The sequence below is a fragment of the Sorangium sp. So ce836 genome, assembly GCF_028553905.1.
Lineage (GTDB): Bacteria > Myxococcota_A > Polyangia > Polyangiales > Polyangiaceae > Sorangium > Sorangium cellulosum_D.
Window position 1 is genome coordinate 7864632 of sequence record NZ_CP102233.1, and the last position, 19301, is coordinate 7883932.

General features: G+C 72.8%; 16 protein-coding genes. 8 read left to right on the forward strand and 8 right to left on the reverse strand.

Translation table 11 applies throughout. The features are described from left to right. Positions 1–141: 141 nt before the first annotated feature. Both NQZ70_RS28260 and NQZ70_RS28265 read right to left on the reverse strand, forming a co-directional pair. Entirely contained in the window at positions 142–1437 is a 1296-nt protein-coding gene (locus tag NQZ70_RS28260; RefSeq protein WP_237244126.1) for a kelch repeat-containing protein, read from the reverse strand. A gap of 332 nt (positions 1438–1769) precedes the next feature. After that, positions 1770–2768 (reverse strand): hypothetical protein, encoded by a 999-nt coding sequence (locus NQZ70_RS28265; RefSeq protein ID WP_129576977.1) that lies wholly within the window; start codon positions 2766–2768, stop codon positions 1770–1772. Between the two features lie 200 nt (positions 2769–2968). Here NQZ70_RS28265 and NQZ70_RS28270 point away from each other — a divergent pair, with 200 nt between their 5' ends. The 5 genes from NQZ70_RS28270 to NQZ70_RS28290 all read left to right on the forward strand — a co-directional run bounded on the left by NQZ70_RS28270 (position 2969) and on the right by NQZ70_RS28290 (position 8054). Then, complete coding sequence (locus NQZ70_RS28270; protein ID WP_129576978.1) at positions 2969–4069, forward strand: ABC transporter permease; 1101 nt, start codon at positions 2969–2971, stop codon at positions 4067–4069. Further along, complete coding sequence (locus NQZ70_RS28275) at positions 4069–4998, forward strand: ABC transporter permease (protein WP_129576979.1); 930 nt, start codon at positions 4069–4071, stop codon at positions 4996–4998. The genes NQZ70_RS28270 and NQZ70_RS28275 overlap by 1 nt, the downstream gene beginning before the upstream one ends. A gap of 73 nt (positions 4999–5071) precedes the next feature. Next, positions 5072–5770 (forward strand): cysteine hydrolase family protein, encoded by a 699-nt coding sequence (locus NQZ70_RS28280; RefSeq protein WP_129576980.1) that lies wholly within the window; start codon positions 5072–5074, stop codon positions 5768–5770. Next, complete coding sequence (locus NQZ70_RS28285; RefSeq protein ID WP_129581629.1) at positions 5770–7383, forward strand: ABC transporter ATP-binding protein; 1614 nt, start codon at positions 5770–5772, stop codon at positions 7381–7383. Before NQZ70_RS28280 ends, NQZ70_RS28285 begins: the two co-directional genes overlap by 1 nt. Continuing rightward, positions 7380–8054 (forward strand): cysteine hydrolase family protein, encoded by a 675-nt coding sequence (locus NQZ70_RS28290; protein WP_129576981.1) that lies wholly within the window; start codon positions 7380–7382, stop codon positions 8052–8054. The genes NQZ70_RS28285 and NQZ70_RS28290 overlap by 4 nt, the downstream gene beginning before the upstream one ends. Positions 8055–8075: 21 nt before the next feature. Here NQZ70_RS28290 and NQZ70_RS28295 read toward each other — a convergent pair whose 3' ends face one another. After that, complete coding sequence (locus tag NQZ70_RS28295) at positions 8076–9269, reverse strand: BMP family ABC transporter substrate-binding protein (protein ID WP_237244127.1); 1194 nt, start codon at positions 9267–9269, stop codon at positions 8076–8078. A gap of 151 nt (positions 9270–9420) precedes the next feature. Between NQZ70_RS28295 and NQZ70_RS28300 the strand changes: the two genes are divergently transcribed. Next, entirely contained in the window at positions 9421–9762 is a 342-nt protein-coding gene (locus NQZ70_RS28300) for a cupin domain-containing protein (protein ID WP_129581631.1), read from the forward strand. Positions 9763–9996: 234 nt separating this feature from the next. On the opposite strand, the gene NQZ70_RS28305 is transcribed toward NQZ70_RS28300, so the two are convergent. The 4 genes from NQZ70_RS28305 to NQZ70_RS28320 are packed head-to-tail and all read right to left on the reverse strand — an operon-like array spanning position 9997 to position 13869. Beyond that, positions 9997–10638 carry a hypothetical protein gene (locus tag NQZ70_RS28305; protein ID WP_129576982.1) on the reverse strand — a complete coding sequence of 214 codons (642 nt, stop codon included), beginning with the start codon at positions 10636–10638 and terminating at the stop codon, positions 9997–9999. A gap of 9 nt (positions 10639–10647) precedes the next feature. Continuing rightward, positions 10648–11415 (reverse strand): ankyrin repeat domain-containing protein, encoded by a 768-nt coding sequence (locus tag NQZ70_RS28310; RefSeq protein WP_129576983.1) that lies wholly within the window; start codon positions 11413–11415, stop codon positions 10648–10650. Further along, entirely contained in the window at positions 11409–12638 is a 1230-nt protein-coding gene (locus NQZ70_RS28315; protein WP_129576984.1) for a DUF4150 domain-containing protein, read from the reverse strand. The genes NQZ70_RS28310 and NQZ70_RS28315 overlap by 7 nt, the downstream gene beginning before the upstream one ends. Continuing rightward, on the reverse strand, positions 12631–13869 hold the full coding sequence (locus NQZ70_RS28320) for a DUF2169 domain-containing protein (RefSeq protein WP_129576985.1): 1239 nt from the start codon (positions 13867–13869) through the stop codon (positions 12631–12633). Before NQZ70_RS28320 ends, NQZ70_RS28315 begins: the two co-directional genes overlap by 8 nt. Before the next feature lie 219 nt (positions 13870–14088). On the opposite strand from NQZ70_RS28320, the gene NQZ70_RS28325 reads away from it, so the two are divergent. Beyond that, on the forward strand, positions 14089–15954 hold the full coding sequence (locus NQZ70_RS28325; protein WP_129576986.1) for a DUF2169 domain-containing protein: 1866 nt from the start codon (positions 14089–14091) through the stop codon (positions 15952–15954). Between the two features lie 9 nt (positions 15955–15963). On the opposite strand, the gene NQZ70_RS28330 is transcribed toward NQZ70_RS28325, so the two are convergent. After that, positions 15964–17889, reverse strand: coding sequence for a type VI secretion system Vgr family protein (locus tag NQZ70_RS28330; RefSeq protein ID WP_129576987.1), 1926 nt, complete (start codon positions 17887–17889; stop codon positions 15964–15966). Positions 17890–18110: 221 nt separating this feature from the next. On the opposite strand from NQZ70_RS28330, the gene NQZ70_RS28335 reads away from it, so the two are divergent. Further along, positions 18111–19001 (forward strand): hypothetical protein, encoded by an 891-nt coding sequence (locus NQZ70_RS28335; protein WP_129576988.1) that lies wholly within the window; start codon positions 18111–18113, stop codon positions 18999–19001. Positions 19002–19301 lie beyond the last annotated feature (300 nt).

Consider the following 19301-nt stretch of genomic DNA (forward strand, 5'->3'; position numbering starts at 1 on the left):
GTGGAGGCCAGGACCAGCAAGGCCCTGTGACCTCCTACGCGATTCATGTCGCTGCCCCACGACTGGTAACGCCGAGCTCGTCCGATGTCGCCTTAATCATTCCTAAGAACGCCTCCTGGCCGTGGCCGACTTCCTGCTCGTTCAGCCGTCGCCGGCGAGGGGGATCGTCAACCTCCACATGTCGTTGAGCAGCACCGGCGCGAACTCCGCGGTCGCTCCCCCGAAGATGTAGAGCTCGTAGGCGGTGGCGGTCCTGCGAGAGAAGGAGAACTGGCCGAACCTCGGCGCCGGCGCCGGCCCCGCCATCGCGGTGTCCACGCGCGTCCAATCCCCGGTGTCGAGATCGAAGTACCAGACGTCGGACAGGGTGGTACCGTCGAACTGGCTGCCCCCGAAGAGCCAGATTCGATGGCGGCGCTCGTCGGCGATCAGCTTCGCGTTGTCGCGGTGGCCCGGTCCGCTGTCCTCGTCGAAGGCGATCTGCTCCCAGGTCTCCGTGTCGACGTCGAGCATCCAGAGATCGCCGAGGTAGTTCTCCGGCGTGAACAGGCCGGTCCCGTTCACGGCGTCGTTCGTGTATCCGCCATAGAGCAAGAGCGCGTTCCAGCCCTCGGAGTACACGAGCGGATGATGGGCTCGAGCGCGCGGGACAGGCGAGCCGGTCGCGACCTGCTTCCAGCCGTTCTTGTAGCGGACCAGGTCGTGCTGGAGGCCGTCCGGGCGGTTGATGAAGGCCGACAACGTCGACGACGAGCCTGAGAATGCGTACGCGACGGTCTTGCGTTTCCCCTTCCCTCGCACGGCGACCGCCTCCGTGGAGCGATTCGCGAGCCGGACTTCGGCCGGCTTCTGCGCGATCTGCGTCCACCCGTGCGCCCGATCGAACCGGAACGTGTCCTGGTGCGTGAGATCGAGCCCGCGCCGGAAAGGACCTCTCCCGCCGGAGACGAACAGGGCGTCGTCCTCGGCGACGCTCCACATCATCGCCTCGGCCCGGGCGGAGGGCCCGCCCGTGTACTGGCCGAGATCGTGCCAGGTCCGCGTGTCGACGTCGAAGACGCTGAAATCGGCGACGGGCTCGTCGTCCGGGTAGGTCCCGTTCAACCCGCCGAAGATGTAGAAGCGGCCGTCCTGATACGCGCTCGAACCGTCCCAGAGGGCGTCGGGGATGGCTCCGTTCTGCGCGATCGCGGTCCAGTAGGGTAAGCTCGACGGGGCTTCGCTCGGGCGGTCCCCGCAGCTCGTGGGGTGAACGCGGCCTCCCCCTCGATGCACGGCGAGGCGCTGCGCGTCGGTCAGCGCGGCCTCGTCCCCGCCGGGGCGCTCGTGGATCTCCGCCGGCGCCTGCGAGCAGCCGCCCGCGAGGAGCGCGAAGCTGATCGGGACGAGGATACGGAGGAGGGAGGCGATCGGGATGAGCGTACCTTTACGGGTCATGGGTGTTCTCCGGCTCCAGTGAGGGCGCCCGCGGCAGGCTCGGACCGCGCCGAGACGCGCCGAGACGCGACGGGGACGCTACGACGGGGCACACGCCGGCGATAGACGCACGTTCGTCGTATTGCGGAGCGAGGGCGAATCATGGTAAAATGCTTCGTTTTGTGCGCGTGTCGTCGAGCGTCCTCGCGGAGGGCCGGCCCCGTTCACGACATCGTTCGTGGTTCCGGCCCCATGAGGAATAGGGCGTTCCAGCCCTACGAATGACGCGATGCGCTCCTGCTTTGGCGTGCCGGTACAGGAGGTCGGCATTCCTCACGCGACGGCGGACGGCCTCACGGCCAGGTGGCCAGCACCGCGTCGACCCACCTGTCCGGATCTCGAAACCCGGCGTGCTGCTCGATGTGGACGAAGCGCCTGGTGGAGAGCGGCGCCGCGAGAGCACCGAAGCTCCCCCCCGCCGGCGCGATGTTGAGGAGCCGCCCCTGGACGTTGCTCGTCGCGTCGAGCGAGCACAGGCCGCTGCCGGCGACGCTGATCCGCCATGTCGGCTCGCGGGCGAGCAGGTGAGCCCTGAGCTCCAGGATCTTGTCCCCCGCCGCGGGGGGCGTATCCACGCCGTGAGAGAGGTGCACATCCACCCTCTCGCACGTGTCCTCCGCCATGCCGTGCCACTGAATGGCCCACCACGGCTTCTCCCCGTAATACGCCATGATCTCCATGTGCGTCGCGTGGAACATGGTCGCCGTGTTGTGGGCGGCGTCCCAGCTCGCCGACGATCCGAGGAGTCCGCCCTCGCCCGGGCTCGCATCGCGGTGCGCGCCGGCCAGGAGAAATGTGCGAGATCGGGTCTCCTTGAAGATGGTGACGGCCTGCGTCTCCGTCCCCGTGTCGGAGATCGGGTGCGCCACCTGATGGCTGAGCTCCCGCTCCGCGCTCGCGTCGACGATGAAGGCGCCGAAGCCCCGATCGAAGATCCCGTCCCCGTCCCAGTCGGCGGTCTCCATGAGCACGCAATAGCTGCGGCCGGTCTCGGCGTCGTGGAATCGCCGGTTCTGCGCCAGAGGCGACAGGCTGTAAGGGAGCGCGAAGCCGCAATCGCCGCGCAGCATGGCGAAGGCGACGCTCCGCCAGGCGCTCATCTCCATGAAGCTCGGGGCGACGAACCTGCGTGAGCCCCTGCCGGGCAGATGATCGCGGATGCACGAGACGAGCGCCTCCAGGGTCGCGCTCGACGCACAGGTCAGGTCGACGGCGCCCGCCGCGCGCGTCGGGACCATCGCCAGAGAGACGCTGGTGCCCAGGACAAGCAGAAACGATCCGCCGCACCGCATGCCAAAGACACCTCCGGTCGGGGTCACCAGGCCGAGGTGCGCGGCGTGCAAGGCCGGGACCCGAAGGGGAGCGGGCGCGCTGTGCGGATCGTTCGCGGTCGCCGCGGCCACCACATCGCACCAGCCCTCGCGACCACCGTCGCCGACCCGCAAGATCCCCGAAAAAGAGAGGAAATATTGGACCCCTTATCCTCGGCGGCGTGAAGCTCCTCCCGCAAGGGCTGCTCGGGCGCGAGACAGCCGAGGCGATCGTCATCCCCGTCGGGGCCCTCGCGGCCTCGCTCCTCGCGTTCGGCGCCTTCGTGGCCGCCCAGGGGGCGAACCCGCTGAGCGTCTATTACGAGATGGTCCGCGGCGCCTTCGGCACGTGGTTCTCGTTCCAGAACACCCTCCTGCGCGCCGCCCCGCTCATGCTGACGGCGCTCTGCACGGCGCTGCCGGCGCGCCTCGGCCTCATCGTCATCGGCGGCGAGGGCGCGGTCGTCGTGGGCGGGCTCTCGGCCGCGTCGGCCGCGCTGGCCTCGCGGGCGCTCGGCGCGCCGCCCGCCGCGGCGCTCGCCGCGATGGCCCTGTCGGGGCTCGCCGCCGGCGCGCTCTGGATCGGCCTCGCCGGCGCGCTGCGCGTCTACCGCGGCGTCAGCGAGACGATCAGCAGCCTGCTCCTCAACTACATCGGGATCGCGCTCCTGAACCACCTCGTCGAGGGCGCCCTGCGCGACCCGGCGAGCCTGAACAAGCCGTCGACGGCCCCGATCGGCGCCGACTACGCGCTCGGCAACCTGCCCGGCGTCGAGGTCCACGGGGGCCTCGCCTGCGGCGTCCTCGCCTGCGCGCTCTGCTACGCGCTCATGCACCGGACGACCTTCGGCTTCGCCGCGGCGATGAGCGGCGGCAACGTCCGCGCGGCGCTCCTCGCCGGCCTGCCGGTCAGGCGCCTCGTCGTGATCACCTGCATGCTCGCCGGCGCGTGCGCGGGGCTCGCCGGGATGGTCGAGGTCGCGGCCGTCCACGGCCGGGCGAACGCGTCGCTCGTCAGCGGCTACGGCTACACCGGCATCCTCGTCGCCTTCATCGCGCGCCACGACCCGCTCGCGATCATCCCGGTCGCCCTCCTGCTCGGCGGCATCGGCGCGAGCGGCGGCCTGCTCCAGCGCACGGCGCAGCTCCCCGACGCCGCGGTGAGCGTGCTCCAGGGGATCCTGTTCATCGCGATCCTCGCGAGCGAGGCGCTCCACGGGCGCGCCCGCGTCGCCCGCGAGCCCGAGCTCCGGCAGGCGGCGCCCGCGCCGTCGGTGGCGTGATGAGCGACGCCGCCGCGCTGGGCCTCTGGGGCATCCCCCTCGCGGTCGCCGCCGGGGCCATCCGCATCAGCACGCCGTTCCTCTTCGTGAGCCTCGGCGAGTGCCTCACCGAGAAGAGCGGCCGCGTGAACCTCGGCCTGGAGGGCACGCTCGTCATGGGCGCGATGGGCGGCTACGGCGTCTCGTACCTCACCGGCTCCGCCTGGCTCGGCGTCCTCGCCGCCGGCCTCCTCGGCGCGGCGCTCGGCGCGCTCCACGCCTGGCTGTGCGCGAAGCCGCGGGTCAACGACATCGCGGTCGGCATCGCGCTCATGCTCTTCGGCGTCGGCCTCGCCTTCTTCCTCGGCAAGCCGCTCATCAAGCCGACGGCGCCCCGCCTGCCCGCGATCCCGCTCGGCTCCTTCAGCGATCTCCCGCAGATCCGCGCCGCGCTCCAGGTGAACGCGCTCTTCCTCGTCGGCGCCGCGCTCGCCCCGCTCCTCCTCTGGATGCTGAGCCGCACCCGCCTCGGCCTCGTGCTCCGCACCGTCGGCGAGAGCGCCGACGCCGCCCGCGCGATGGGCGTCGACGTGAACCTCGTCCGGCGGCGCGCGACGATGGCCGGCGGCTTCCTGGCCGGCGTCGGCGGCTCGTACCTCTCGCTCTTCTACCCCGGCAGCTGGAACGAGGGCCTGTCGAGCGGACAGGGCCTCATGGCCGTGGCCCTCGTCATCTTCGCGCGCTGGAACCCGGTCCGCTGCCTCGCCGCCTCGCTCCTCTTCGGCGGCGCGAGCGCGCTCGGCCCGGCGCTCCAGTCGGTGGGCATCACCTGGGGCTACCACCTCTTCAACGCCGCGCCGTACATCGTGACGCTGGCCATCATGGTCGCCGCGAGCTCCGCGACCCGGACCCTGCGCGACCAGCCCGCCGAGCTCACGCTCGCCCGATGAGCCCCGAGGATCCCGAACGACCCGAACGACGACGACCCCGAGCGAACCGCTGAAGGACAGGAGGACCCGACGCATGACTTACGTGGCCGCTGACCCCTACGCCTGGCCGTACAACGGGGCGCTCCGCCCCGCGACGACGGCCCTGATCGTCATCGACATGCAGACCGACTTCTGCGGCAAGGGCGGGTACATCGACCTGCTCGGCTACGACATCGCCCTCACGCGGGCCTGCGTCGCGCCGATCCAGCGCGTGCTCGCGGAGGCGCGCCGCCGCGGCTACCACGTCCTGCACACGCGCGAGGGGCACCGGCCGGACCTCTCGGATCTGCCGGCGAACAAGCGGTGGCGCTCGCGCCGGACCGACGGCGGGCGCGGCACCGGCGTCGGCATCGGGGATCCGGGGCCGCGCGGGCGGGTGCTCGTCCGCGGCGAGCCCGGCTGGGAGATCATCCCGGAGCTCGCGCCGCTGCCCGGCGAGCCGATCATCGACAAGCCCGGCAAGGGCTCGTTCTGCGCGACGGATCTCGATCTCATCCTCCGCCAGCGCCGCGTCGAGAACCTGATCCTCACGGGGATCACGACGGACGTCTGCGTGCACACGACGATGCGCGAGGCGAACGACCGCGGCTACGAGTGCCTGCTGCTCTCCGACTGCTGCGCGGCCACGGATCCCGGCAACCACGCCGCGGCCCTGAAGATGATCACGATGCAGAACGGGGTGTTCGGCGCGGTCTCGACCTCCGCCGCGCTCCTGGAGGCGATCGCGTCGTGATGGACCCGCGCGCCCTCTCGAGCCGGGCGGCGAGGCCGATCCGCGCCGCCGCGACGCCCCGCGAGCCCGGCCCGCCCACGCCCCCGCCGGCGCTCTCCGCCGCGGGCATCACCAAGCGGTTCGGGCCGCTGCTCGCGCTCGACGACGTGTCGCTGCGCGTCGCGCCCGGGAGCTTCCACGCGCTCCTCGGCGAGAACGGCGCCGGCAAGAGCACGCTGGTCAAGTGCATCATGGGCTACCACCAGGCCGACGCGGGCGAGGTGCGGGTCGAGGGCGCCGCCCTGTCGATCAGGAGCCCGCGCGAGGCGCGGTCGCTGGGGATCGGCATGGTCTACCAGCACTTCACCCTGGTGATGAACATGACGGTCGCCGAGAACCTCGTGCTCGCGCGCCCGTCGCTCCCGCTCGTGATCGACTGGCGGAAGGAGCGCGAGGCGATCCGCGCGTTCATGGCGCGCATGCCCTTCCGGCTCGACCCCGACCGGACCGTGCGCGAGCTGTCCGCGGGCGAGAAGCAGAAGCTCGAGATCCTGAAGCAGCTCTATCTCGGGAGCCGGATCATCCTCCTCGACGAGCCGACGTCGGTGCTCACGCCCGCCGAGGCCGACGAGGTGCTCGGGACGCTCCGCGGCATGGTCGAGGAGCAGCGGATCAGCGTGCTCATGATCTCGCACAAGTTCCGCGAGGTGATGGCGTTCGCCGACGAGGTCACGGTGCTGCGGCGCGGCCGGGTCGCGGGCCGGGGGAAGATCGAGGACCTCACGCCCGCGGCCATGGCCGAGATGATGGTCGGCGCGCAGCCGCCGCAGGTCTCCGCGGCACGTGGCGGCGCGCGCGGCGACGCGCCCGCCGGGGATGCGGTCCTGCGCGTCGAGGGGCTCGCCGCGGCCGACGATCGCGGGCGGCCGGCGCTCGACGGCGTGACGCTCGCGGTCCGCCGCGGCGAGATCGTCGGGATCGCCGGGGTCTCGGGCAACGGGCAGGAGGAGCTCGTCGAGGTGCTCGCCGGGCAGCGCGCCGCGCGGGCGGGGCGCGTGCTGGTCCACGGCGAGCCGTACGGCGCGGGGCGCGACGAGACCCGGCGGCACCGGGTGCGGTGCCTGCCCGAGGAGCCGCTGCGCAACGCGTGCGTGCCGGCGATGTCGGTCGCGGAGAACATCGGGTTCCGCGTCTTCGACCGGCCGCCGTTCACCGCGCTCCGCTTCGGCGTGAGCCGCGCCGCGCTGCGGCGGTCGGCCGAGCGCCTCGCCCGGGAGTACGCCATCAAGGCGCCCTCGGTCGACGCGCCGATCGCCAGGCTCTCCGGCGGGAACGTGCAGCGCGCGGTGCTCGCGCGCGAGCTCGGGACGGGCTCGGACGAGGGCATCGAGCTCCTCATCGCCGCGAACCCGTGCTTCGGGCTCGATTTCGCGGCCGTGGCCGAGATCCGCGCCCGGATCCTCGGGGCGCGCGACCGCGGGACGGCGGTGCTCCTCGTGAGCGCGGATCTCGACGAGATCTTCGCGATGGCCGACCGGATCCTCGTGATGAGCGAGGGCCGCATCGTCCACGAGTCGACGGCCGCCTCGGCGGACGTCGCGGAGATCGGCCGCGCGATGGCGGGGCACCGATGACGGCGCGCGCCCTCGAGATCGCGGCGAAGCCGTACCCGTTCCGCCTCGCCGAGCCGGACGCCGTGGCGCTGCTCGTCATCGACATGCAGCGCGATTTCCTGGAGCCGGGCGGCTTCGGCGCGGCGCTCGGCAACGACGTCCGCAGGCTCCAGCGCATCGTGCCGACGGTGCGCCTGCTGCTCGACGCGTTCCGCGAGCGCGGCCTGACCGTCCTCCACACCAAGGAGGGTCACCGGCCGGATCTCTCGGACTGCCCGCCCGCCAAGCGGAGCCGCGGCGCGCCGGGCATGCGGATCGGCGACGTCGGGCCGATGGGCCGCATCCTCGTGCTGGGCGAGCCGGGCAACGACTTCGTCCCGGCGCTCGCGCCGGCTCCCGGGGAGCTCGTCATCCCCAAGCCGGGCAAAGGCGCCTTCTACCGGACGGGGCTCGACGCGCGGCTCGCGGCGCTCGGCGTCTCGCAGCTGCTCATCGCCGGCGTGACCACCGAGGTGTGCGTCCAGACCACGATGCGCGAGGCGAACGATCGCGGCTACGAGTGCCTGCTCATCGAGGACGCCACCGAGAGCTATTTCCCCGAGTTCAAGGTGGCCACCCTGGAGATGGTCCGCGCCCAGGGCGCCATCGTCGGCTGGACCGCGCCGTCCGCCGCGGTCCTCAAGGCGCTCTGAGCGCTGGAGGGCCACATCGCTCTATTGTCGAACGGAGCCGATCGCGCCCTCTACGAGGTAGTTCATGCTCTCGAGCACGATGTCGGTCTGCTTCTGCTCGGCGGCCTCGGCGATGACCACCTTGCCCTCGTTGTCCTTGATCGGCCCCTTGAAGATGACGAGCGTCCCCTCCGTGAGCCCCGCCTTCGCCTCCTCGGCCTTCTTCTTCGCCTCCTCGGAGACGGCGGGGCCATACGGCGAGAGCTTGATGAACCCCTCCTTGAAGCCGCCGCGCAGGAGGTGCTGATACGGCTTCCCTTCGCGGATCCACGCCAGGTAGTCGGTGTACACCTTGGCCCAGTTCCACTCGGCCCCGGTCAGGTACCCCTTGGGGGCGAGCGTCGCCTGGCCCGTGTGATAACCGGTGCTGAAGGCGCCGCGGCGCTCGGCGAGCTCGATGATCACCTTGGGCGAGTCCACGTGGGCGGTCAGGACGTCGACGCCCTGGTCGATGAGGCTGTTCGTCGCCTCCGCCTCCTTGACGGGCATCGACCAGTCGCCCGTGAAGATGACGGCCGTCGTCGCCGTCGGGTTCACGCTCCGGACGCCCAGCGTGAAGGCGTTGATGTTGCGGAGCACCTGCGGGATCGGCTTGGCCGCGATGAACCCGAGCTTGCCGCTCTTCGTCGTCATCCCGGCGACGATGCCGGACACGTACTCTGCCTCGTCGATGTATCCGAAAAAGCTCCCGACGTTGCTCGGGTGCTTCGACGCGTCGTAAAGGCCGCCGCAATGGAGGAAGACCTTGTCCGGGTACTTCTCCGCCACCTTGAGGATGTGCGGATCGAAGTAGCCGAAGGACGTCGGGAAGATCACCGCCGCGCCGTCGAGGTTGATCATGCTCTCGATCGTCTTCTGCACGGCGACCGTCTCGGGGACGTTCTCCTCCTCGCGGGTCCTCACGCCGGCCAGCTTGGCGACCGCGGCGGCGCCCTCCGCGTGCGCCTGGTTGTAGCCGTAATCGTCCCGGGCGCCGACATAGATGAAGCCCACCGTGAGCGGCTGATCGCCAGGCGCCTCCTTGCTGCAACCGACCGCCGGCAGCAACGAGAGCGAGACGAGCAGAGGGCCAAGGAGGGCGAGGAAGCTCCGGCGGCGTGGCGCGTCGGCCCCGCCGGCGAGGCGCGGAGTTCTCAGGGTGCTCTTCACTCCCTGGATCTGTACGCGCCTTTTCATTTCTGAAAGTTTTCCCGCCCATGAATTGTTCGCGTCTCACGCGATTGCCATTGAGCGCGCGCGGCGCGCTGTGGCATGGTCCCCTCAACACGGGAGATTCGCGATGATGTCCACGAATCCAGCAGCAACGCGAGATGCAGCACCTGTGCAGCTGCCGTTCATCGTTTCGGATGTGACGGCGCTCACCGCCAATCCGGATCTGATCCCGTGGCGTCGGTTCCGGGAAGGCGTCGAGATCCACCAGCTCTATGGGAGCGGCGACGCGGGCGCCTCGGCGGCGCTCCTGCGGTATGCGCCGGGCGCGTCCGTGCCGCAGCACGTCCATCGCGGCCATGAGCACATCTTCGTGCTCACGGGCTCGCAGTCGGACGAGCGCGGGCACCACCGCGCCGGCACGCTGGTGGTGAACACGCCGGGCACCCGTCACAGCGTGTCGAGCGCCGAGGGCTGCATCGTCCTCGCGATCTGGGAGCAGCCCGTCGTCTTTATCTGACGCCCGCCGGGCCGCATCTGGACATCCGGGCCGCATCTGGACATCCGGGCCGCATCTGGACACCCGGGCCGCATCTGGACATCCGGGCCGCATCTGGACACCCGGGCCGCCCATCTGGACACCGGGCCGCCCATCTGGACATCCGGATCGCCCATCTGGACATCCGGATCGCCCATCTGGACACCGGACCGCCCATCCGGACACCCGGCCGCGCATCCGGACACCCGGGTCCCCTCACCTCCGGATCTGCGCGCCGTCGTTCCTGCCCGGGATGCCCTGGATCAGGCGCAGCGCCTGCTGGAGCCCCGCGAGCACCGACCGGAGCATCTCCAGCACCGGCCCGTTCGCGCCGCGCATCAGGGCCATCGTCGCGGCGTTCTCCACCGCCTGCGCCGCCTGCGCCGGCGACGGAGCCGTCCCCGCGAGCGCCTCGATCCGCTCCCGCGCCGCGCCGAGCGCGAGCGCGTGCACCGGCCGGCCGCGGGGACCCGACACCTCCATCGCCTGCCGCAGGATCTCCTCGGTGATCCGCCGCGTCCGGATCTGATCCGGCCGCGCGGGCCCGTCCATCGCCTCGGCCGGGGTCCGCACCAGGCGCCCGAGCGCCGTGAGCCGCGCGGCGAGCTCCTCCGGCGACGCGACGTCCCCGGCCCCCCGCGCGCCGGTCCCCTCCCCGCTCGCTCCGCCGCGCGCCGCCGGCGCGCCGCCGCGCCCGCCGCCCCCGAGCTGCTGCACGAGCCCCTCGAGCTGCCGCCACATCGGCGCGAGCCGCTCGACGCCCTGGAAGAGCTGCACGACGGGGTTGGCCAGCTCCACGGGGACCGCGCGCGCGGGGGTCTGACCGACGATGCGTCCGATGGTGTTGCCGGATCCCATGGTCTCACCTCACCTCGGCTGGCCGGCGGGGACGATCGGCTCCTCGCCGCGCTGCCGCATCCGCTCGCGCTCCACCTCCGGAGGGTCGGGCGGCCACCGCACGCCCGCCCGCACGAGCCGGTCGCGGAGCGCCGCCATCTTCCGGAGCGCGGCCGACCCCGGGAGCTGCCGCGCCATGAGCTCCTCCAGCACGCGCGCGAACGATTGCCCGAGGCGGTTGACCGCGCGGGGATCGGCGCCGCGGTCGAGCAGCTCCTCGACCTGGTCGAGCTGCAGCGCCCGCAGCGCGTACGTGATCGCGGGCGTCCCGAGCGAGTCGCGGGCGTTCACGTCCGCGCCGCGGTCGAGCAGGAGGCGCATGCTCTCGACCGTGGCCTCCGAGGCCGCATGGAACAGCGCCGGCGTGTGGCCGCGGCCGACCCGCGCGTCGGGGGACACGCCGCCGTCGAGCATCGCCCGCAGGAACGCCGGGCTCTTCGCCAGGATCGCCAGGTCGAGCGCGCTCGAGAGGAGCGGCACCACGCGGTGCACGTCGGCGCCCGCGCGCACGAGCTCGGTCACGATCCGGAGGCGCGCGGGCTCTTGCCCCGACGCCCAGCGCATCGCGAACACGAGCAGCGTCATGTCCTCGGCGCCGGGCGCGTTCAGATCGGTCGACGGCGCGAGCGCGCGGACGGCCGCGAGATCGCCGGCCGCGATGGCCCGCGCGAGCTCGCGCTGCGGGCCGAGGAAGAAGCGGTCGGGGTCGGGCGCGCGCATCGTGGCTCCGCTCAGCATCGCTTGCCGGTCTTCTCGGCGATCTTCCGCTGGTCCGCCTGCTTCTGCTTCTCGATGCCGTTGATGACGTCGGGCATCAGGTGACGGTTGTAGGGGTCCAGGCTCGACGCGGGCAACTCGTGCTTCGTGCCGACGGCGTCCGGCATGACGGCGCTCAGGCCCACCTTGGCCAGGGCGCCCCACAGGCCGCCGGCGGCCCACGCGGCCAGGGTGCCCTTCCACCCCTGCTCCTGGAAGCCCGTCAGCACCTCGTCCTGGACGCGGTACGCGGCGATGTCGGCCGGGCGCTCCGTGCCGCCGTAGCCCGTGACCGTGCCCGGGTTGAGGCCCGCCGCGTTGAACGTCCAGCCCCGCGAGCCGCCCGCCGTCGCCGCCGCCGACGCCAGGCCCCCGCCGAGCGAGTGGCCCGTGTAGTCCACGCTGTTCCCGAGCGTGTTCCCCACGCGCACGGCGTCGCGGTAGTACGGCGAGTCCATGTTGAGCCCCTGCGCGAAGTTGTTCTGCCAGTCCGCGCCGTTCTCCGTCCCCCGGAACGCCACCGTCGGCCGCATGTCGCCGCCGAAGACGTCGGGGTCGGGCTCGTAGAGCCGCGTGGCGCCGGGGCGGCTGCCGTCCAGGTCGCCGGGCGTGAGCCCGTACCGCGCGAGCGCCTCGGGGTCGTCGCTGATGTCGCGCCACCCCGTCGGCGCGGGCTTCGAGGGGTCGTAGGTGTGGCCCGAGAGCGCGGCCTTCTCCGCGGCGATCGTGTTGCGCTCGAAGCGCGCGGCGGCCTCGCGCGTCGCCGGGTCGTCGCTGTTCTTGCCCGCCTCGATCTGCTCCTTGCGGCAGTTGTAGCGCGCCCGCTTGTCGGCCTTGTCCTGCGCCGCCTTGTCGCCGTTCATCTGCGCCAGGTCGTCGTGGCGCACGACCGGGTGCGCGTTGACCAGGACGCTCGGGCTGTGCGTCTGCGACCAGCTCTGCTGGCCCACGGTGCCGCTCACGACCCCCTTCGCGCTGCCCGGCTCGTCGCCCTCGGTCGTGGGCATCACGGTCGCGGCGTGCTTCTGCACGCGGCCGTCGTTGGCGTGCACGTCCTCGCTCGCGTCGAGCGCGGGCTCCAGCCTGGAGACCACGTTGTACGGCACGGGCGGCGTGCTCGACCCCATCGGCGTCCTGCACACGTCGGGCGCGCACGACACCGCCATCCACGGCTCCTGCTTGCGCGACAGGACGTTCTCAGCCACGGCCCACCGCCATCTTCAGGAGCGGCGCGCGCGGGTCGACCTCGAAGCGCGCCTCCATCCGCTGCACCCCGAGCGCGCGGGCCACGAGCGCGCGCCACACGCACGTCACGACCATGGACTCGGCGTCCACCGAGAGCGTGTCGAGCGCCGCGGGCACGGGCACCGGCAGCCCCGCGATCCATGCCATCGCGAACGCCCGGTGCGGCGGCAGCTCGAACGCGACGCGCCCGTCGCACGCGAGCCCGGGGCGCGCGAGGTTCCAGAGCTCGACGCGCAGGCCGAGGTCGGGGTGCGGGATCTGCTGATCGTCGGGCGCCGCGTTCCAGTACGCGAAGGAGAAGTCGTCGGGGAGGAACGGGTGCCGGCCGGCGACCCACGCCTCGCCGTAGGTGCCCGCGCGCTGGAGCCGCGGCGTCCACGCGCGCCCCACGCACCCGAGGCCCGCCGGCGCGAACGGGTAGTCCGCCGCGATCTCCGCCATCTGCGGGGCGTCCACCGCGTGCGGCGGGTGCGACGCCACGGCGAGGCGCGTCACCCGGCTGTCGGGCCGCTCGATCTGCGGCGCGGCCACGCGGTCGGGCGCCGGCGCGCCGGCGTCGCGCAGCGCGTCCACGGTGCGCGCCTCCATCCACCCGCAGCCGACCGGGTTGGTGAAGCACACCTCGTCGAGGAGCGGCGCCCTCCCGGGCCCGGCGCTCACGAGGCTGCGGCCGCCGAAGGCGCGCTCCCAGCGCACCGGGACGCTCGCCGCCGGCTCGGGCCGGGTGAGCTGCCAGCCCTCCGCCGCGCGCTCGAACCACCGCGGACCGCACACCTCCAGCGTCTTGTCGACGAGCGCGCGCGGCGGCGGCTCGCCGCCGACGGCGTCGCCTCCGGGGGGCGGCGCGCCTCGGCCCGTCACGCGCAGCCGGGCCGTCCAGCGCTCCGCGGGCTCCTCCCCGGGCGCCCACGCGGTCGCGCGCACGAGCACGTCGCAGCGCGGCTTGAACGGCGCGAGGTCGCTCTCGGCGCGGACGCTCGACGCGTTCGCCTCCCCCTCGAACGCGTCGCGCAGGAGCAGCCGCCCGGCGCCGTCGCCCGGGAGGAGCTCGCAGCGGTGGGTCGCCTCTCCCCCGCCCCCGGGGACGAGCCGGTAGGCCGCCTTGAGCGCGAGCACATGGTGCTCCTCGTCGTGCGCGTCGAGGGCGCTGTAGGCCAGGGCGTCGAGTGGGGTGAGGTTCTGGCACTCCATCGTCGCACCCCGACGCTATCGGAGCGCGCCACCTCCTTCAATGACCGACCCGCGCGCGCTGCGGTGCCGCGCGCCGCGACGCCGCGCGGCGGAGCGGCGTCCCGCGCGTGGCCGCGGCGTGACGGCGCAGGTTCGCCCGGACGCCGTCCCGCGGCTCGGATATCCTGAGGGACATCGCTGGGATGCACGTCGCCCCGGAGCGCGCCTGATCCATCGCCGATGCACCTCGTCTGCCAAGGCCTGATACGCGCCAGCTCGCTGGAGTGGCGACCCAGACCCGACGCGTGGGTGCTCACCGTCGCGTGCCACGCGCTGTTCGAGCTCGCGCCGTTCGAGTCGCCGATGACGAGCGGCCCCGCGGCCCCGCTGGAGGGCGAAGCGGACGAGCGGCGCCTCGTCGAGCCGTGGGGCCCTGTCGCGCCGTTCAAGCGGTGGAGCGAGGTGCTCGTCGTCGGCCACGCGCACGCGCCCGAGGGCGGCGCGGTCACGTCGCTCATCGCGCGGCTCGCGGTCGGCGACATCGACAAGGCGATCGAGGTCCGCGGCGACGCGTGCTTCACGCACGATGGCTCGCTCGGCGAGCCCGCGCCCTTCACGCGCATGCCGCTCCGCTGGGAGCGCGCCGCGGGCGGTCCGCACACATCGAACCCGGTCGGCGTGCCGACGGGCCCTGGAGCGCTCGCCGATCGGTGGGGGCGAGCGCGCGCGCCGAACCTCCTGACCGCGGCCTCGTCGACCGCGATCCGGCAAGGCCACCTCTGGCCCGCCGGCCTCGGCCCGCTCCGGCCGGAGTGGCCCGACCGCGCGCAGCGCCTGCGCCGGCACGCGGCGGGCTGGGATCACGCGCGCTGGGCCGAGCGGCCGCTGCCCGAGGGCATCGACACCGGGTACTTCAACGCCGCGCCGCTCGATCAGGTGACGAACGAGCTGACGGGCACGGAGCCGATCGTGCTCGAGCACCTGCACCCGCGCTTCCCGCGGCTCGCGACGCGCCTCCGCGCGCCGGCGCCGAGCGCGATCGCGGTGACGAACGGCGCCGAGCTGCGCGTGCCCCTCCGCTGCGACACGCTCGTCATCGACGCCGATCACGGCGTGGCGGCGCTCGTGTGGCGCGGGCAGCTCATGCTCGATCGCCCGCCGCGCGAGGGCGCCGTGCTCATCACCGAGGGCGAGCCCGCGCCGAGCCTCACGGGCACGATGACGGCCCCGCTCTCGTCGAGGCCCTCCGCGGTGCTCCCGTTCCTGCAGGGCGCCGCGCGGCTCGCCCCGGCGCCGCCGGCCGGAGCGGCGCCCGACGCGGTCGATCCGCGCTTCTCGACGGCGCCGCCGTCGTCGCCCCCGATCGAAGACGAGGACACGTCGCAGACGCTCGTGCCCGCCGTGGTGCTCCCGAGGCCCGCGCTCCCGTTTCACGCGCCCATGCCGGGGCCCTCCCGCGGCGCGCCGCCCGCGCGGCACGAGTTCGATCCGGACGACGGGCCGCCCACGCCGCCCGCGCCCCCCGCGTCGCTCGCGCTGTTGGCGCCGCTCCCCCCGCCGGCGCGGCTCGCCGCGGAGCCCGCGCCGACGGCGGCGATCGCGCCCGCCGCGGAGGTCCCCGAGCCGCGCCCCGCGGCGGCTCCGGAGCTGGCGGAGGGGCCCGCAGAGCCGGCCTTGCCCGTCGACGCGTATCCCCTCGCCCGCTGCGCGGCGATCGCGGCGCGGCTCGCGGCGCGCCCCGGCGCGGAGGACGCGATCCTCGCGGCGGAGTCGCTCTCGCCGGACACGTGGGAGGCGCTGCACGCGCACTGGCTCGACGCGATCCGCGCCGAGGTGGGGCGCGGGAAGCGGCGGCTGCTCTCGTCGTACGACGCGGCGTACATCGCGGCGCTGGAGGCCGAGCGAGGCCCGATCACGGCGGGCGACTACGCCCGGCTCGCGATCGCGTCCGAGCGCGGGAACGACGCGCAGGCGCTCAAGGAGCTCGGCTTGCCCGAGGGCGTGCTGATCCGGCTCCGCCGCGTGTGGCTGGAGCGGATCGTCAAGGATCCCGCGGCGGCCCAGGAGGTGCGCGCGGCGATGCGCGCGGCGGCCGAGGCCCCGTGACCTCGACGGCTAGTTGAGGTCGATCGGATCGCCGAAGACCTGCGTGTGGCCGCTCGACTGGATCGTGATGTCGGTCCCCGAGATCACGATCTTGCCCGACTTGTCCATCACGATGCTCGACTTGCCGCAGACGATCTCGATCCTGTCCCCGACCCGGGTCGCCTGCACGCTGCCGATCTCCACCGTCTCGTTGATGCCGACCGCGCGCGATCGGTTCATCCCGACCACCTCGCGCGCGTTGTTCATCACCAGCTTGGCGAAGTCGTTGCCGACGGTCTGATCCTCGTTGTTGCCGATCGCGCTCACGCGATCGTTGCCGATGGTGACCTGCTCGTCGCGCTTGACGAGCTTGTTCATGTCGCGCTCGGCCTGCACCCGGACGAGCTCCTTGCCCGCCGCGTCCTCGAACATGATCTCGTTGTAGCCGCCGGTCTCGGGCGACGAGCTGCTCTTCCAGCCGCTCTGCGTCTTGTTGTCGGGGAGCTTGTACGGCGTCTTCTGGAGGTTCGTGTACACCCGGCCCGTGATGATCGGCCGGTCGGGATCGGCGCCGAGGAAGTCGACGATCACCTCCTGGCCGATGCGCGGCAGGTTGGTGCCGCCGAAGCCGGCGCCGCCCCAGGGCTGGCTCACGTGGATCCAGCACGACGACGCGTCGTTCATGCGGCCCTCGCGATCCCAGTGGAACTGCACGCGCACGCGGCCGAACTCGTCGACGTGGATCTCCTGGCCGGGCGGGCCGACCACGGTGGCGCACTCGACCCCCTGCACGCGCGGCTTCCGCGTGCGGAGCGGCGGCCGGTACGGGACGTCCGCGGTCACGGCGCGGCACGCGTGCCGGAAGGCGCCCGGGACCTCGCCCGCGAGCGTCGACTCGAGGACGAGCAGCGGCTTGTCCGGCGCGAGCTCGGCCTTCGGGTGGTCGAGGAACGAGAGGACGGTGCCCGGCGCGGGATCGATCGTGTTGGTCTCGAACGTGATCTCGCGGGCCGAGGCGCGCTTCGCCTCGAGGCGCCGCTGCGCGAGCGCGGCCCCCTCGGACTCGTCCGCGCGGTACTTGCCCTTGTCGTCGGCGGCCGGCGTGCTCTCGCCCTTGTCGCTCTCGTACAGGAACGCCCCGGGCACGTAGTGGAAGCGCTCGAGCCGCTCCTCGACGCCGCCGGGGCCGGCGGCGCTCGCCACGAGGTCGTACGACGCCGGCCTCCGGGTGTCGTGGTCGCGGACCGTGTACTTGCCCGGCCGCAGCCGGCGGCCGACGCGCACCTCGGTGACGTGCTCGAGATCGGCGTCGGTCGGGTGCTCGCGGAACGCGATCGGGCTGCGCCGCGGGTTGCCGTGGGGCCCGTCGTCGAGGACGAGCCGGCTCTCGCCGCCGTTCTCGAAATAGAAGCTCACCCCCGCGTCCTCGAGCATGCGGCAGAGGAACGTGTAGTCGCTCTCGCCGTACTGGACGCGGAACTTGCGCTTCCGGTACGTCCCGGTGAGGCGCAGCGCCGGGGAGATCTCCCACTCGTCGAGGAGCTTCAGCGCGATGTCGATCTCCGACAGGTGCTGGAAGATGCGGTGGTTGCGCCGCTGCGTGGCGAGCCACAGCGCGGGGACGAGCGTGAGCTCGTAGGTGGAGAGGTGGCGCTCCTCGACGGCGACCTGCCGGAGCTGGCTGCAGACGCCGGACCACGCGCGGGCCTGCTCGCGCTGCGCGGAGAACCGCATCGGCCGGCCGATGACGGCCTCGAAGTCGATGTCCGGGTTGTCCGACACGGCGACGATGCGCACCTCGAAGAGCGCCGACATGCGATCGATGGCCGTGAACTGGCGCACGTCGAGCGCGTCTCCGGAGGCGACGTGCACCTCTGCCCGGGCCTCGCCGCGCGCGCCCAGCGCGCCGGCCATGCCGTTTCCCTTCCCCTGATGAGCCGGGTTCGCACCGTCCATACATGCTCCCATGCCCGCTCCTCCCGCACGGGACGCGACGGGGCCGACCGGCGGATGGTACCCGGCGAAGCGAGCGCGCCACAAGGCCGGCCCCGCGCCCCCACGGTGTCGATCCGGTGACACCGGATTCACCGGGCGAGAGCGCGCCCGGCGCTCGCTTTCTTCTTCACTCGCGGCACAGAGGTTCAGGTGCACCGCACTTTGCCGTAGGCTGGACTTCCATGGATCCACGCGGGAAGTCGCTCCCCCCGGCGCCGCTCGTCACGGACGAGGACATCCGGGCAGAGCTCCGGCGGCTGTTCGACGCCGGCCCCGACTCGGGGCTCGTCATCCGCGTCTACGGCGAGCCGGGCGAGGGGGCGGCCGCGGCGGACGCCTTCCGCGAGATGTTCGCGTCGCTGCGCATGTACGAGGGGAAGGCGCAGGACCAGCCCCTGGAGATCCTCGTCGACGCCCCGAGCAAGGCGCACATCGCCCGCGCGCTGTCGGTGCTCGGCCACGAGCAGCACCAGAAGCGGATCCTCGATCACATCCTCACCACGTTCGGCCGCCGCCTGATCGATCCGCTCGCCGAGATCCTCGACACGACCCCGACCGGCTCGGTGACGGCGCGCCTGACCGTCCTGCGCGACATCTTCCTCGCGCAGGTCGCGGATCTGCGGATGACGCCCGAGTCGCAGCAGATCCTCACGAGCGACCTGCGCAGGCTCCTCGGCGACGACTACCTGGCGATGATCGCGGAGAACGAGGAGCGCGTGCAGCGCCCGCGCGTGGCGAAGCTCGCCCAGCAGATCCTGCGGCTCGTCGGCTCGACGTTCCACCGGGCGCTCAAGCGCTGGCCCGCGCACGCCGAGCAGATCGCGTCGTCCATCGCGCGGCGGAGCCCGAAGAAGGTCCGGCTGAGCGAGGTGCCGAAGCTCATCCGCGGCCAGATCACCGACGGCATCGAGGAGTTCCTGTGGATCGAGACGAGCGCGGACATCGAGGGCGCGCTGCGCCCGATGCTCGCCGAGCACCAGGACGTGATGCCGGTGAAGCAGGCGACGCTCGACCGCTCCACCTACCGGGAGTTCGCCGACGCCTGCTGGGCGATCATCGCCGAGCATTGCTGACGCCGGGGCGAGGGCGCCGCCGGATCGCCGCCCGGCTCCCGTCTTCACCGGACCCGGACCTCCTCGCCGGACGCTGAGATCCGTCACGTCCTGGTCGCTCCGCTCACCGCGACCGCGGCGTGTCCAGGTCGATCTCCTCCCCGCGCGGGAGATCGCGCGCCGGAGGGCGCCGCGCGCGCGCCGCGTCGGGAATGATTTCCGTCACCCGCTGTTGTAAGGGGCCGCTGGCGCCTGGACCGCCGCGCTTCGCGGCATCCGATTCGCCGGCGCGGAGAGCTTCTTCCCAGTGCGGAGGGGTGC